Annotated in this window: 9 protein-coding genes and 1 pseudogene; all 10 read right to left on the reverse strand. The window is 36.2% G+C overall.

The genetic code is table 11. The features are described from left to right. Positions 1-80: 80 nt before the first annotated feature. Positions 81-1,301, reverse strand: a complete 1,221-nt coding sequence (locus IPJ53_03120; GenBank protein MBK7798082.1) for an ABC transporter permease — start codon at positions 1,299-1,301, stop codon at positions 81-83. After that, positions 1,298-4,213 carry a serine hydrolase gene (locus IPJ53_03125; protein ID MBK7798083.1) on the reverse strand — a complete coding sequence of 972 codons (2,916 nt, stop codon included), beginning with the start codon at positions 4,211-4,213 and terminating at the stop codon, positions 1,298-1,300. Before IPJ53_03125 ends, IPJ53_03120 begins: the two co-directional genes overlap by 4 nt. Beyond that, positions 4,213-6,144, reverse strand: a complete 1,932-nt coding sequence (locus IPJ53_03130) for a glycosyltransferase family 39 protein (GenBank protein MBK7798084.1) — start codon at positions 6,142-6,144, stop codon at positions 4,213-4,215. The genes IPJ53_03125 and IPJ53_03130 overlap by 1 nt, the downstream gene beginning before the upstream one ends. Positions 6,145-6,199: 55 nt before the next feature. Further along, positions 6,200-6,911 (reverse strand): annotated as a pseudogene (locus IPJ53_03135) (YebC/PmpR family DNA-binding transcriptional regulator). A gap of 87 nt (positions 6,912-6,998) precedes the next feature. Continuing rightward, positions 6,999-9,017 (reverse strand): glycosyltransferase family 39 protein, encoded by a 2,019-nt coding sequence (locus IPJ53_03140; GenBank protein MBK7798085.1) that lies wholly within the window; start codon positions 9,015-9,017, stop codon positions 6,999-7,001. 101 nt (positions 9,018-9,118) lie between these two features. Continuing rightward, positions 9,119-10,873, reverse strand: coding sequence for a hypothetical protein (locus IPJ53_03145; protein MBK7798086.1), 1,755 nt, complete (start codon positions 10,871-10,873; stop codon positions 9,119-9,121). A gap of 93 nt (positions 10,874-10,966) precedes the next feature. Beyond that, the gene (locus IPJ53_03150) at positions 10,967-12,013 is read right to left on the reverse strand and encodes an endonuclease/exonuclease/phosphatase family protein (GenBank protein ID MBK7798087.1); all 1,047 of its coding nucleotides are present in this window, start codon (positions 12,011-12,013) and stop codon (positions 10,967-10,969) included. Beyond that, on the reverse strand, positions 12,010-12,903 hold the full coding sequence (locus IPJ53_03155; protein MBK7798088.1) for a rhomboid family intramembrane serine protease: 894 nt from the start codon (positions 12,901-12,903) through the stop codon (positions 12,010-12,012). Before IPJ53_03155 ends, IPJ53_03150 begins: the two co-directional genes overlap by 4 nt. A 3-nt stretch (positions 12,904-12,906) precedes the next feature. Continuing rightward, the gene (locus tag IPJ53_03160; protein MBK7798089.1) at positions 12,907-13,509 is read right to left on the reverse strand and encodes a rhomboid family intramembrane serine protease; all 603 of its coding nucleotides are present in this window, start codon (positions 13,507-13,509) and stop codon (positions 12,907-12,909) included. Further along, positions 13,506-15,293, reverse strand: coding sequence for a DNA mismatch repair endonuclease MutL (gene mutL, locus IPJ53_03165; protein ID MBK7798090.1), 1,788 nt, complete (start codon positions 15,291-15,293; stop codon positions 13,506-13,508). The genes IPJ53_03160 and mutL overlap by 4 nt, the downstream gene beginning before the upstream one ends. Between the last annotated feature and the right edge of the window lie 243 nt (positions 15,294-15,536).

Here is a 15,536-nt window from a genome sequence, read left to right on the forward strand (position 1 = left end):
AGATCCAGGCACAAACCTTTTAAATATATTAATCAAAATATGCAAACTTCCTAAGTTGTTGAAATCAAGGACTAAAAACCTTATTCCTCTCTAAAAACGGCTTCGATTTCTTTAATTTTTGCAGTTGGCAGAAGAGAGGCCAGGAAAACAATAGAAAGTACTGTGAAGCTTACCAATAGGAAGTCTTCAGGCCGCAAAGCAATAGGGTATGCATCTATAATAAATTCATCAGGAACTCTGATCAAGGCGTAATTCATTTGCAGGATGTAAAAAAGCATTGCCACGAAGAATCCCAGTATAAGTCCAATTAATCCGATACCCAGGCCAACCAACAAGAATATTTTCTTTATTTGGTGGTTGGTCATCCCCAAAGATTTGAGTATCGAAATGTCCTTTCTTTTTTCCAAAACAATCATCCAGAGAGTGCCTACAATTGTAAAAGATACAAGAATGAGTGTAAGGCTAAACAGAAGGAAAAAGAGCCACTTTTCAAGATTCATAATTTTTAGAAAGGCTTCATCCTGTTTATATCTGTCTTTTACAATAAAATCAGAACCGCAAATCTGTTGGATTTTAGGGATTAGAGATTTTATATCAATTTGCGGATGAATCTTGATTTCTATTGCAGAAAGTAAATCTGGTGCGTTTATTAATTTTTGCAACATGTCAAGATCTGCAAACAAATATTCATAATCGGCATCTTGATGCAACGAGAACACTGCGGTGGGTCTAAGAGCGTGTCGGCTAAATTGTTCTTGAGAAAATTCATTTTTTACTTGATCTCCATTGGGAGTAAATACAAATAGGTCGGTCATCACATTTGATAGAGAAACCCCTAATTTATTAGCCAAGCCAAGTCCTATCCAAGTGAAGTTGGGTTCTGAAGAGAATTTAAGTTCTCCTTCAACCAGAGCAGAATCCAATAAGCTAACATGGACAAAATTAGAATCAACTCCTTTAATAATTCCAAAATCCTGAGCTTTGTCATATTGGAGCATACATGTTTGGTCCAGTGTTTTTGCCAGATATTTTATTTCCGGAAGGGAGGCGATTTCATTAATATTTAATAGTTTTTCGTCGAAGGCTTTACCGGATGCACTGACGATCTTAATATCAGGATTATGTTTGCTAAATAGACCAGATAGCAGATTTTCAAAACCATTAAATACTGAAAGGACTATGATCAGAGCTGCAGTTCCAACAGCAAGGCCCACAACCGAAATTCCAGTAATAAGATGTATTGCCTGAGAAGATTTTTTCTTAATGAGATATTTTATTGCAATAAAGGTAGTAGGATTCATGAGCGTGTTTTGATGGCGTTATAAATGGCATCATGAATTTTTGAGCGATACCTGTTCCTATGGAGTAAGTTTATTTTACTGTTCGGAAAAGTTCTGTTTGATAAAAAAATATAGACCAGATTTTGATCAGGATCAGCCCAGGCGCAGGTTCCAGTAAATCCCTGGTGACCAAAAGTTCTGATCGACGAAAGTGTAGAGACATATGGGAATTCAAGATTGCTTGTATCTCTTAAATCAAAGCACAAACCTCTTCTGCCTAATTCTTCATCTCTTCCTGTGAATAGGCTAATTTGAGGTGCAGTAAAATACTCCCTTCCGCCATAATTGCCATTGTTCAAGAAACATTGCATAATTATCGCCACATCTTTTGAATTGGCAAAGAGACCTGCATGTCCACTTACTCCACCTAGCAAAGCGGCCCCCATATCATGTACATAGCCATGGAGGGTCTGATGCCTAAAATATGAATCTTCTTCGGAAGGAGCGATTTGTGGGATTGTGTAATTTTTATTCCTTGGATTGTACCTCATAAAATTTAAACCAAGTGGTTGGTAAAAACTTTTATTAAGAAATTCCTCAAAGTTTACACCGGTAAGACTATCCACCAAAGCTGGAATAAAGTAAAATCCAAGATCTGAATAAAGGAATTTTTTTTGTTCGTGTAGTTTACTATTGATTATTCTCAATTTTACAGAATCAAGATAATCAGCGCGCAGGAACAAGTCCTCCGCAACACAAATAGGAAAGGAGTCCGAGTATTGGTGTCTGTAAAATTCCTTATTGATAAGGTTAAATGTATCCTGACCAACCAATGTTGATTTGTAGAAAGGAATCCATGTTGCAAGTCTGGCCTGATGAAGCAGGATATCTCTGATCGGAATATTTTCTTTATTGGATCCTTTCAGAATTGGCAGATAAAGGGATAGTTTTTTTTTTACATCGAGAAGATTGTCATCATCCATCAACATTAGCGCAGGTGCTGAAGCAAGAATTTTAGTTAAGCTGGCCAAATCATAAACAGTTTCAAGTTGAACTGAATGCGCAGGATTGTAATCAAGAGAACCGAATGATTTTTGGTATAATATTTTATTATCTTTTGCCACCAGAATTTGGCATCCAGGAGCAACTTTCTGTTCTACTAACTTTTGTGCTAATTTATCTATCACCATAAGGCTGTCTGAATTTAATCCAGTAGCTTCGGGTATCGCATAACCCATTCGTAAAAGAGATGGCCTCTTAATAGATTTACCAAAATAAAAATTGGGTGAAATTTCCAAAGGCAAGCTTCCTCTGATTGGGTCGGTACCAAATAAAAGTTGTGCGGCAATATCCTGTGCCACAAAATTATCCTCGTATGCCAATAGAATTGACGGCAATTGGTCAAAATCTTTAATGATATAGGGGTTTCCAAAAACTACCAGAATTATTTTCTTGTAACTGGCAAGATTCAGAATTATATTTTTTAAATTTTGGGTGAGACCAAAACTGTCTTTAATTTTATAGCTTAATTTATGGAGTGATATTATTATGAGGTCAGCTGAATTAAGTGTATCTAAAACTTGTAAATCAATGGTGTCATTTTTATTTATGTAAAAATGACGGGCATTACAAAAGTCAGAAATTCGTGATTGAAATTTTGTAATACTGTTTACTCCAATACTGAGGCTTACTATTTTTTTCTCTAGATCCCGTATAGGAACATTTAGCATGGTATCTTTTACCAAAGTTATTGCTTGTCTATAAATATTTTCTTTTAGGGCCTGTGCATTTGGGTGGTTGATTTTGTTTAAGAGGTCAGAAGAATCAGGTTCCTGATAATTTGACAAACCGGCTTTGGATTTAGCTTCTAAAATTAATCTTACGGACTGATTCAACCTGTCAATGGAATAGCTACCATTTTCAATGGCTGCCAGAATTTTTAAAAAAGCTTCTTCGATATTTTCACTCAATAACAGAATGTTATTTCCGGCTTTCAGTGCCTCAATTTCTAATTCACCAGGTTGGAAGGATTTAGATACCGCTTTCATCTCCAGGGCATCTGTAATTACCAGCCCCTTGTAATGGAATTCTTCACGGAGAATGTTATGGATGATGTTATGTGATAATGTAGCAGGTATAACTTGTTGTTCTTCCAGTTTTGGGATAGCAAGGTGTCCTACCATAACAGAGGCAATGTCTTTGGAACACAAAACCCTGAAGGGAAATAATTCTAAAGTGTCTAATTGATTTTTTTCTTGATTTAAAGTAGGTAATGCTTCATGAGAATCCATGTCAGTATCACCATGGCCAGGAAAATGCTTGGCGCAGGCGAGGATACCGCCGTCCTGCAGTCCTTGCATATAAGCGTAAGATTTATTCGTAACCAAAATTTTGTCTGACCCGAAGGACCTTTCATTAATTACCGGATTGTTAGGATTGTTATTTATGTCCAGAACAGGAGCAAAATTTAAATGAATACCTAAAAATTTTAATTGGGCAGCCATTTGTTTTCCCATCTGATAAATTAGTTTGTTGTCCTGGACAGCTCCAAGTGTCAATTGTTTGGGAAAGTAAAATCCATCCTGTTTAAGTCTCATCCCAAGTCCCCATTCAGCGTCAATACTTACGAGCAAAGGAATTTTTGATACATTCTGGTATTGTCTAGTGAGCTCTGCCTGGGTATTGGCACTACCCTGGAAAAAACAAAGCCCCCCGATATTTTTTTCTAAAATGAGTCTGTAAATTCTATTGATGTGCCCAGTATCGCTGTTGCCATAAGCACGGACCATAAACAGTTGTCCAATTTTTTCATTGAGTGTCATGGTTGACAACAATGAATCAACCCAATTTTTATTTACAATTTGCAATTGGGCATAAACATCTTTAGAGAGTATCCAAAAAGTACAAAGTATGAAAACATTTCTAAACTTCATTACTTACTGTGCGCATTGAATTTATTTAAAATATCCGGGTCTATTGCCTTGGCTGCTTTAAGCGCCTTGTCTGCATTAACCTGATCTCCTGCATTTAAGTAAGTCAAGTATACATTGAAATGCGCTTCTGCATTTTTTGGATTTTTAATCAGCACTTTATTAAAAAATTCCAATGCTTTGTTGTAATCTTTCAGAACTCCATAGGCTACTCCCAATAATGAAATGGTTTCCTGATCATCAGAATTCATACTGTATGCTTTGTTGAGATATTCAAGAGCTTTGACTGGATCATTTTCTACCATACCTGATTGTCTGCCTTTCTCCCTATAGGACAGGTGTAAGTTTTTAAAAGCCTCTTCATCATGAGGTAAATACTTTAATATGAACTCATAACGCAGAATTGCCAGTCCGTATTCTTTGGACAAAAAGTAAGCATTTCCCAGAAGCATATAAGCGTCAAAATACATTGGATGTAATTCAATTGCTTTCAGCAGATGTTTTTTTGCACGAGATAGATTAGCCTCTATCTTTGAAGGATCTTTTTCCTGGGTATTGGCATCGAGAAGTACCCCGCCTACTGCATTATTTATTTTGGCGCTGTTGGGTGAATTTTTCACATCGGTAGTGATAAGAGTAAAGTCATTTTTCCAATCAAAATTGCGTGAAATGGTCTTGGCTCCATAAAGTAAAATCAAGAGCACCAGCAAACCTGTTCCAAGGGATTTATTTTTTTGAAGGATAGTTACGAAACCAAAGGACATCAAAATGGAAAAACCCACTGATGGCATGAATAGGAATCGTTCACCCATAAATGTTCCAATCGGAAAAATTATGTTACAAACAAGTCCCAATGGCAGGAGGTAAAATAATATGGAATAAGATATATGTGGCCTCGTATTTCTAAACTTAATTATGGCATATATTAAGGTCGTATAAATGGCTAAGGATGATAATGGAATTATATTCCAAATCGATTGAATGGCAATTTGTTTGGGGTAATAATCATAAGTTAATGGGTGAGGGAAAAGAAGTAAACCTATATATTTCAACAAAGTATAAAATATAGTGCCATACCGTTCCGCTGTGGAAACGTATATATATTTATTGTTGACAAATTTCAAAAAGGGGTTATTCATTAGTTCCCCTGATTCTCCGGCAATTGGATTCCAGCCAAGAATTTGTGCACGAATGAGGAAAAACAGTATTCCGGGAATTATTAGCCAACACATGTATTTGATGGCTACATTAAATTTTTGATTATACAATAAATAAAGACCAGCCGGAATTAACAAAATAAAAGTTATCGCATTTTCTTTGGACATAAGTCCTAAAAACAAGCTTAAAAGAGCAAAAAGCAAATTTTTATTTTTGTTAGTTTCAATATAATTTAGAATGAAATTAAAACATAATAGGGAGAAAAGCAGTGCGGCTATTTCATCCAATCCTTTGACATTAGTTACGCATTCTGTATGAACTGGATGAGCAAGATAAATAAGAGTACTGAGAAATGCCAGGATGGGTGTTTTGTCTTTGAAGCGGTGAAAAAATAATCTACTTAATACCTTGTATAAAAGTAAGCACAAAAGCAGATATGCCAATAAGTTAAATAAATGAAAGACAAAAGGCATTGCTCCAAATATCTCATATACGATGGCAAAAAAAACTGGTGTGAGTGGCCGGTAACGTCCTCCTGAGACCAGTTTATCTTTTCCTTCTTTTTTAAAAAATCCCCTAAAAGTATCCTTGGTCAATAAATCAGGAATTCCACTAATCCCTTTAATCACATATTCGTTTCGCGTAATTACAATGCCATCGTCTACTGCAAACTCATTTACCAGAGAATTTCCATAAAATATAAACACCAGAATCCCAATCAGCAGGCGATGATGCTTTGCTGAACTTAAAAGATGGTCATAAATCGATCCAAGCATTTTTAAAATTTTATGAATGCGTGATGGGCCTTAAGAGTGTATCACAGAATAAATATTATTCCATGGTGCTGTAGACGTTTTGTACATCTTCATCTTCTTCAATTTTGTCAAGAAGTTTATTTACTTCTTCTTCTTGTTCTGGCGAAAGTTTTTTGGTGGTGGTTGGAATGCGGTCAAAACCAGACTCAATGATTTCAAAATTGTGTTGTTCAAAATAGGATTGGAGTTTACCGAAAGCATCAAATGCACCGTATACAATTACTTCATCGCCTTCAACAGATAATTCCTCACAGCCGCAGTCGATGAGTTCCAATTCCAACATTTCCGGATCAAGGTCGGTAGGCTTTTTGAATCTGAAATTACATTTATGTTCGAACATGAATGATACAGAACCGGTTACACCCAGACTACCACCATATTTATTAAAATAGGATCGTACGTTCGCAACAGTTCGAGTGTGATTGTCGGTAGCGGTCTCTACCAGAACAGCGATCCCATGTGGTGCATATCCTTCATAAATGATGATCTCCAAATCTTTTTCTTCCTTAGAGGTAGCTTTTTTTAATAGCAGCTTCCAATCTGTCCTTAGGCATGTTGAGGGCCTTTGCATTCTGCATTGCTGCCCTTAATCTAGGGTTGTTATCCGGATTGGGTCCTGATGCTTTTACAGCCATGAAGACATCTTTACTAATCCGAGCAAATTGTTTGCTCATTTTAGCAAACCTGGCAAACATTTTATGTTTTCTGACTTCAAAAATTCTACCCATATTCTCCTGAACTTAAAAATTTAGGCAAAAATAGCTTTTGGCAGCGACTTTTTGTTTAAAAACAGGGGATTAAGCCAATTTTGGACATTAGAAATAACCTTTAGAAGCAGTGCTGAGTTTATAACCCAATCCTGGATCTGCGCGGTATGCTTTCTTCATGAATTCAGTTGCAGTGTTTTTGTCCCCCATTTTGAAATAGGTGTTGGCGAGATTAGCCAACATCATTCCAGCATTTGGTGGATTCATTTCAAGGGCTTTATTAAAATACTTGATGGATTCAGGAAAATTCTCTTTTACTCCGTAGGCGATGCCAAGAGATTCCAATAAACGGGCATCATTAGGGTTTATCTTCATGGCTTTTATCAGGTAATCTATGGACTTATCTAAGTCAATTTGTTTGAGCGCCATCATACGACCTTGTTCACGATAGGATGCCTGTAGATTTTTTATTACATCTTTTCCTGTAGGAACGAGGTCCAAATATTTTTCATAAGTTTCAGCAGCTTTTAAATATTCCTTGCGCATGTAATAGGAGTTGCCCAATAGGTGGATGGCATTGATGTTGCGCGGATATAGTTGAATGGTTTTGTCCAAATGTATAACTGCTTCATCCAGAATTTTTCGTCCTTCCAAACTGTCTTTGGTAACTTTGAATTTCTCAATCCTGTTGTAGGCAAGTGAACTGTGTGCTTTGGCGCTATTTTTTGAAACCTCAACATCCGTAGAAAAAAGTTTATAATCATCTTTCCAAACTAAATTACGGGAAATTGTTTTAACGCTGTATAATCCGATAATAAGAAACAGGGTAGTGAATCCAGCCCATTTATTTTTTTGGAAGAGATAAAATAAACCATACCCAATAAGGATACAAAATCCAAGAGACGAAGCAAAGATGAAACGTTCGCCCATGGGTGTGCCTATATTGATGACCAGGTTAGAAATTAGTATTAATGGAATTAGGTAAGCGAGCAGTGAAAAACTGATCAATGTTTTTGATTTAAAATATCTGATCGTGAAGAATATGATCAGACTATAAAACAATAAGGAAAGCAAAGGAATTCCAGACGCTAAACTAACCAGTGGAATTTGTTTTGGAAAATAATCGTGTGTCAGCGGGTGAGGAAATATTAACAACCCTATGTACTTAATCAACGTATAAAATATCATTCCAAGTTTTTCCGCAGAGGTAGCTTCGACCAAACTGTTACCTCTCATTTTTAAGAAAGGGTTCGTCATAAGGTCTCGGGTAGGTGCGTCAAAGAGGCTGAAACCTAAAACAGCTACCCGGGCTGATATATACAGGATAGATGCAATCAAAATTGGAACAATGTTTTTGATAGTGTCTAATAATTTTAGATTTCGAAACATTATCAAGCCAATTGGAATCAGCAATACATAATGTATGGCGTTTTCTTTTGAAAACAGAGCTAAAGCAAATAATGGAAGGCTGGTCCAAAGCCAGATCTTTTTGTTGTCGTCAATGGATTTCAAAATACAAAGAAAAGCGAGCACAGAAAACCATAATGAGAATATTTCGTCTAATCCTTTCACATTGGCAACAACCTCCGTATGGATTGGGTGTGTAGCGAAAAGCAAAGTCGCCAGAAAAGAAATTGGATTGGCATAATCTGGAAATTTGGACTTCAATAGTCTTGCCAGTAATAAATAAATTGAAAGACAAAGGAGAGAAAAGAACAGGATGTTCAATAAATGGAAAATGAAGGCATTTTCTCCAACAAACTCGTATACAAATGCAAAGAAAATTAATGTTAGTGGACGGTAACGACCTCCGGTAACGGCTGTAGCGCTGTTTTCAGATTTTAGGAATCCTTTGAAAGTGTCATACTTTAAAATGTCAGGAATCCCGGAAACCCCTCTTGTCACATATTCATTTTTTTTAATGACTATGTTGTCATCCAGCACAAATGAGTTGTTTAAGGTATTAAAATACAAAGCAAGGGGAAATAAAAATACAAGGATCTTTTGAAAATTTCCGTTAATTATTAGTTTGCCAATCATATTGTTCATTCTAAAATAAGCAATTACATATGTGATCAATTTTCCATAAAAGACCTGATACTTTAATTCATCTTTTAAGGATTGCAAATATAGGGAAATGTGCGCTTACCACTTTTACTTGAATGGGGAGTTTCAAAAATCTTTAAAATTGTCAAGCATTTCTTATGAGCACTTAATATTTATCCCCTCTATTCAATTCTGGCTACAGGATATATCCTATAATAAGGTTCACCGACATGAGATTGTTCATAAATGTATTCAAGACGAGAATTTTTGTTTGTTGCAAATTCAGAATCAGTGTTTAGTTTGTTTTGATATTTCAATTTAAGGATAGGATCATTTTGTAATATTTTATCTGCAATTGGTGCGAACAAATAATCGGAGAAATATTCTTTCCTTTGGAGAATGGCATCGAAAAAATTCCATGAAAAATAAGAGTCCACACCCTGAGGCTCAAGCGTTTCTATTAAAAAGCGTACAGCCGTTTGATTTGTTGAAATCAAATAGTCTCCTTTGAAATAAGGATAGCTAATTTTCATTCTGCTTACACTTATTTTATTGTGATAGAAATGATTTTCGTAGGGAACATTTGGAGAGGTAAAATCTTCAATTTTGTAGAAAATGGCATCAACAATAGTATCTTCTGTAAGTGGGATTAGTTCAACCCTATTGGCTTTTAATCTCTCTGCCACTTCATCATAGGCTTTGGGTAGGATGTAGTATTTTGGTTTGCTAACCTCAATTTCTTTGATAAAAGTATTGTAATAAAGTATATTTTGTTCGTATTTTCTCTCCGGGTTAAAGTTGTATATGTTTAATTGTAAATTGGGATAAGAAATTAATTCGGTTTCATAACCTTTAAAAAGCAGGGTATCAGCCTGAGAGGCATCCATTTTCCATTTCAATGTAACCGTGTTTTCATTTTTAGTTTGAACTATAGCTATTTTACGCGCCTCCCTGATTTCAGAATGGTGATTAGCCGTAAAATTAATTAGATGATTCATTAAGTTTAAAGTTGACTGGACTCGTATATTAAATGGTTTTAGCATGTGGGTTTCGATCATCAATGGAAAGCTGTGATGGAGGCTTGCAAAGCCAGTAGAAAATCTTGAATTGTCCAAAAATCCATAAATACCTTTTTTAGGAGTATCTTCAACATTTACGTACGGGATCATTTCATCGTTTTGTGCCTTCATCTGATCATACAAATAGGGTAACATTTGGAGATACATGAATTTCCTAACTGGTTCAGAAAGTTTATTTTTTTGTGAGGCAAGGAGTGAAATGTTGTATGGATAATCAGCTCCATCAGAAGTATGTGTTTCTATAAATACATCAGGGTCCCATTGATTAAAAATTTTGGTAAAAGTCTTTGCATTTCTGCTGTCACATTTTATGTAATCTCTATTGAGATCCAAATAATTTCTATTTCCACGAAAGCCATAGGATTCGGGACCATTTTGATTGGCGCGAGTGTGGTTGTTTCGCATGAGTGCGCCACCCACATTGTATATTGGTATAATTACGATGCTCACATTGTCCAACACTTTTTTGGTGGCGGGCAACTCTCTGGCCAGCATCATAGATGCATCAATTCCTTCTGGTTCACCGGGATGTATTCCATTATTGATAAGGATTATTGCCCGACCTTTTGCGCGAATTTTCTCAGGTGATGAATATCCATCCTTGTCAATGATGACAAGATGCAAAGGTTCTGCAACATCGGATGGTCCTGCTTCCAGCATATTGATCTTCCTGTTTTTGCGATCGAGTAATTGATAAAAATCAATGCATTGTGCATAGGTAGTTGTTCGGGCAGGATTTTTCTCAAATGGCGTTAAGTCTGTGTCTTGTGAATATGCAATGGTTGTTGCTAAGAATAAGGGAAAGTATGTTAATAAAGTTATTAATTTTTTACAAAAGTATATTTTCTTGTAAATCATAATGGAATAGTAGAGATTGTGATAGTTTGTTAATAAAGTTGAGGTAATAATTAAATTTGAAAGTAATGCAAGGAGTTCATTAATAGAATCAATCTATTTGTAATACATACTGGACATGACCGGATTGTGATCAGAAAATGAAGTTTGCAAAACTTTATGATTGCAAAATGCGAATTTCTTTTCATCTCCAAGAATAAAATCGATTCTTAATCCCGGCAGTGCACCAACAAATGTACTTCCAATACCATTTCCATTTTCCAGGAAGCTGTCCTTGCATTTTTTTGATAATTCTCTGTAGGCATAAGAAAACGGAGTGTCATTGAAATCACCTGCAATGATCACCGGATATTCCGATGCATCTGCATGTTTTTTTACCATTTCAGCTTGTTTTGCTCTTCGTAGAGACATTCTTCTGTATTGCACCAGCATTCTTTTGATCACATTTAGTTTTTCTGTATTTTTTTCTTCTTCGTCATCAGTTAGTTTATTTACGTCTTTTGAAATGCGGTTAGATTGTAAATGGACACTGTATATTCGGGTTCGTCTTCCATTGATCAGCATATCTACCCAAAGGCATGAATTGGTGTTGGTACCAAAATCAATTAATCCTTGATCCAAAATTGGGAATTTTGAATAAATGGCGGTGCCATGATTGATCATATAGTGGACATATGAGAAGAGACCTGTGCTGTTAATAATATTGTCTGCATATAAATTATTTTCCTGAACACATAGAATTTCAGGATCCGTTTTACGCAGGAATGAAAGAAATTGATTCTTGTTTTTTTGTTGACTTTGGTCAATGGTATCTTTTAAATTTTTAAGACCATATACATTAAAAGTCATTAGATTAAAATTATTGTTTTTACATTTTGGGGAAGGGTTTGGATCGTTCCAGGCATAAAACTTTTGTAAGTGGCTGTATCCTAAAAGCAGTATCACAAAAGACAAGAGTGCATATTGCCATTTAAAGACAAGCCATAAAAAGATGAACATCAGGTTTATTCCAAAACTAATAGGTACCAGCAGGCTAGAGATAGAAAAGATCCAAAAATTCTCTGGATTCACGCCGCATACTAAATAAAGTAGCACACAGGCAATTCCCCACACGATGTTGACAGAAAAAAGAAATTGCATCATAACTTATGCCTGCTTATAAACTCCAGATCCTGCTTTTCTTTTTCAGTAAGCGATTCAATTCCTTGATTTTTAATTTTATCAAGTAAAACATTTAATTTTTCTTCCAAATTGTCTTCAGAAATAATTTCTGTCTTGTGAGCAGATTTAGGCTTTCTAGTGACACTCATTTTGGCAGTAGTACCCAACTTTCTTTTATTTTCAACAAAAAGGCTTAGCACATCCATTTGATAGCCATTTCTTAAAAGTATAATGTACAGATACCCCCATAATGCTCCACCCAAATGAGCAAAGTGACCACCGGTATTTTGATTTTGAGTGGCCATTAACAGATCAATAAATAGCAAGGCTGCTGCAAGATATTTGATGGGTATGGTACCGAATATTAAAAGTCTTATAGAGTAATCCGGGGAAAGTGTCGCCGCTGCAAGTAAAAGTGCCATTACAGATGCAGAAGCTCCATAAGCAATGGTAAGATGCCCTGCGTACCATGGAATAATGGATGCAGATAAAAGAAAAAAAACAGCTCCCATCAGAGCACCTTGGAAGAAAATTCTAATGATGTGTTTTCTTCCGATAAAATCTTCTACAATCATTCCAAACCAATATAAAGCCATCATGTTCCACAACAGGTGAAACAACCCTTCATGAGTAAAAATATGTGTAATCCAAACCCAGGGAAATTTTAGGTTGAACCACAAATCTGAGGAGAGACTAAGGTACTTTAAAACCTCATTATATTCACCCGGGGTCATTCCATGGTTTCTCAGGATGAAATAGGATTTTAGTATGTTAATAACAAAGAATACCGCCACGCAAATGACAATAACTCTAATCAGAAACCCTCCTGTTCTGAGTTGATATTTTATGTCGCGAGAGATATCTGAAAACATATACTATCTTTTCCTGGTCCAATAAAGTAACAATAAAAATCCAAAAAGTGCTCCTCCCAAATGTGCAAAATGCGCAATCCCTGTGGACTGGCCACTTAGTCCCCATAAGAGGTCTGCAGCCAAAGTGAAAATAGCCAGATATTTGGCTTTTATTGGGAAGGGAATGAGCATGAGATAAAGTTCGATGTTGGGAAAAAGGTAAGCAAGACCAACGAATAAGCCATTGATGGCTCCGCTGGCACCCAAAGCAGGCACATTCATCTGGGAATAGTCACCGTTGATTTGAATTTGATACCACTTAAATGCCAGATGGAGCATGGCACCCCCAAAACCGCACACCGCAAAAAAAGTTACAAATCTTTTGGTCCCCAAAGAATTTTCCATCATAGGTCCAATGAAGAAGAGGGATAGCATGTTGAACATAAGATGGGATAGGTTGGCATGCATAAACATGTGTGTAACCAATTGCCAGGGATGGAAGAATGGGCTTTCAGGGTAGAAAAGGGCTAATACATATCGGTCCTCATTCATTAAAGTTGTGGTGCCAAGAAAAACAAGTATATTAAGAATAAGCAGATGTTTAACAGCTTCGGTGATGGGAATCATAAGGCATTGAAATTTTTAAGAAAATCCTGATGTTTGATATTGAAATAACATTTTTTACCAGTGGGACTTAAATTAGGTTTTTCGCATAGAAATAATTGTTCAATGAGTGCAGACATTTCTTCTTGACTCAAACTTTTTCCTTTTTTTATAGAAGAACTTAAAGCCATTGATCGTGCAATATTTTCAATCGGTGACAATTCGAATTCAAGATTGAATTTATATTGCTCCAGAACTTTATGGATGAGTTCAGTTTCTGAAAACTTTCCTTGTAATAAAGCCGGCATTCCATGAATAACAAATGAATCAGAGCCAAATTCTTCTAATTCAAAACCAATTGCATTAAAATATTCCTGAAGGGAGGAAAGTATTTTTGCATCTGTTTTACTGAGGTGAAAGGTCTGAGGAAACAACAATCGTTGTGACAATTGGGTTTGTTCACTCATTGATTTTTTATAATATTCATACATTATTCTTTCATGTGCTGCTTGTTGATCAATAAAAGTTAAACCATTGCGGCTTGCGTAAAAAATGTAAGAATTGTAAATCTGGAAGGGGACGATGTCAAGTAATTCTTGCTGGGGAAAAAATCCTTCATCCGAAGTATCGGTATTTAGAGGTGCAAATACCTGATCTTCTCTTTGTTGGATAACATCCCTGGGAACAGATGGGAAGGCAAGGTTTTTCCAATGGGTTGCACTTCCACCAGTTTGCGGTCTAGGCGTGAATTGGCCTGTATTTCCCATCATTTGATCCAATCCGGGGTTCGCGTTTTCAAAATCCAATCTAGGAGCTAGGCTATGTTTGCCTAATGCATGTTTTACTGTAACTTTCAAGAAATTATAAATTAATCTTTCGTCATCAAATTTGATTTCATGTTTTGTTGGATGAACGTTGATGTCTATTTTAGCAGGATCTATTTGCAGGAACAGCACATAAAACGGGTATGCTCCCGGAGCGATGAGTTCTTCATATGCTGAGATGATTGCATGGTTCAGATATGGACTCTTTATGAGTCTTCTGTTAACAAAAAGTATTTGCTCGCCTCGAGTCTTCTTAATTAGTTCCGGTTTGCCTATGAATCCTGTAATTTGTACAACTTCTGTATCCTGTTCGAGCGCGATTAGATCTTCGACATATTTTTTTCCATAAATGTTAAGAATTCTTTGTTTAAGGCTGCCAGCCGGCAGATTATACATTTCATTTTCACCTTGCGTGTAGACCCATTTAATTTCAGGATGGGCAAGAGCCTGTGAAATAAACTCGTCATGTATATGCCTTAACTCAACCGTATCGGATTTAAGAAACTTTCTCCTGGCAGGAATACTGAAGAATAGTTGTTCTACGCTTATTTGAGTGCCGGGAAGACAAGCACACCCTTCTTGTAATCTAATTTTTGAATCAGAAATTTGGATTCTGGTTCCTATGCTGTCCTCATGTCGTCTCGTCTTCATTTCAACTTGAGCAACAGAAGCAATTGAGGCAAGAGCTTCTCCTCTAAAACCTTTCGTTTGAATGGCAAAAAGATCCTCTGCAGATTTGATTTTGGAAGTTGCATGGCGTTCAAATGACATTCTTGCATCGGTAGGTCCCATTCCACAACCATTGTCATTTACCTGAATTAAAAGTTTTCCTGCCTCTTTTACAAGCAGTTTAATTTCACCGGCACCAGAGTCTACGGCATTGTCAAGCAGTTCTTTCACCACAGAGGCAGGTCTTTGAATGACCTCACCGGCTGCAATTTGGTTTACTACACCATCGGGCAAAAGTCTGATAAGGTCTGACATACTTGGATAACGAGGGCTTTAACTTGCAAATTTCTTTCAATCGGGGGTAATTGGAATCAGATTAACGTTCCCAAAACACCATTCAAAGCATTTTTCAAAGGTCATAAAGAGTGCAAATTTAGCCCAAAATAATAATAGGCCTTTAAAATTTGACTTCAAGACTGAAATGCCCTTTAAATAATAAATTCAATAAAATCGTTTAGGATGATCTTCAAACTTAAAAATGAGAATATAAAGTTGATT

This window comes from Candidatus Vicinibacter affinis, assembly GCA_016714365.1.
Lineage (GTDB): Bacteria > Bacteroidota > Bacteroidia > Chitinophagales > Saprospiraceae > Vicinibacter > Vicinibacter affinis.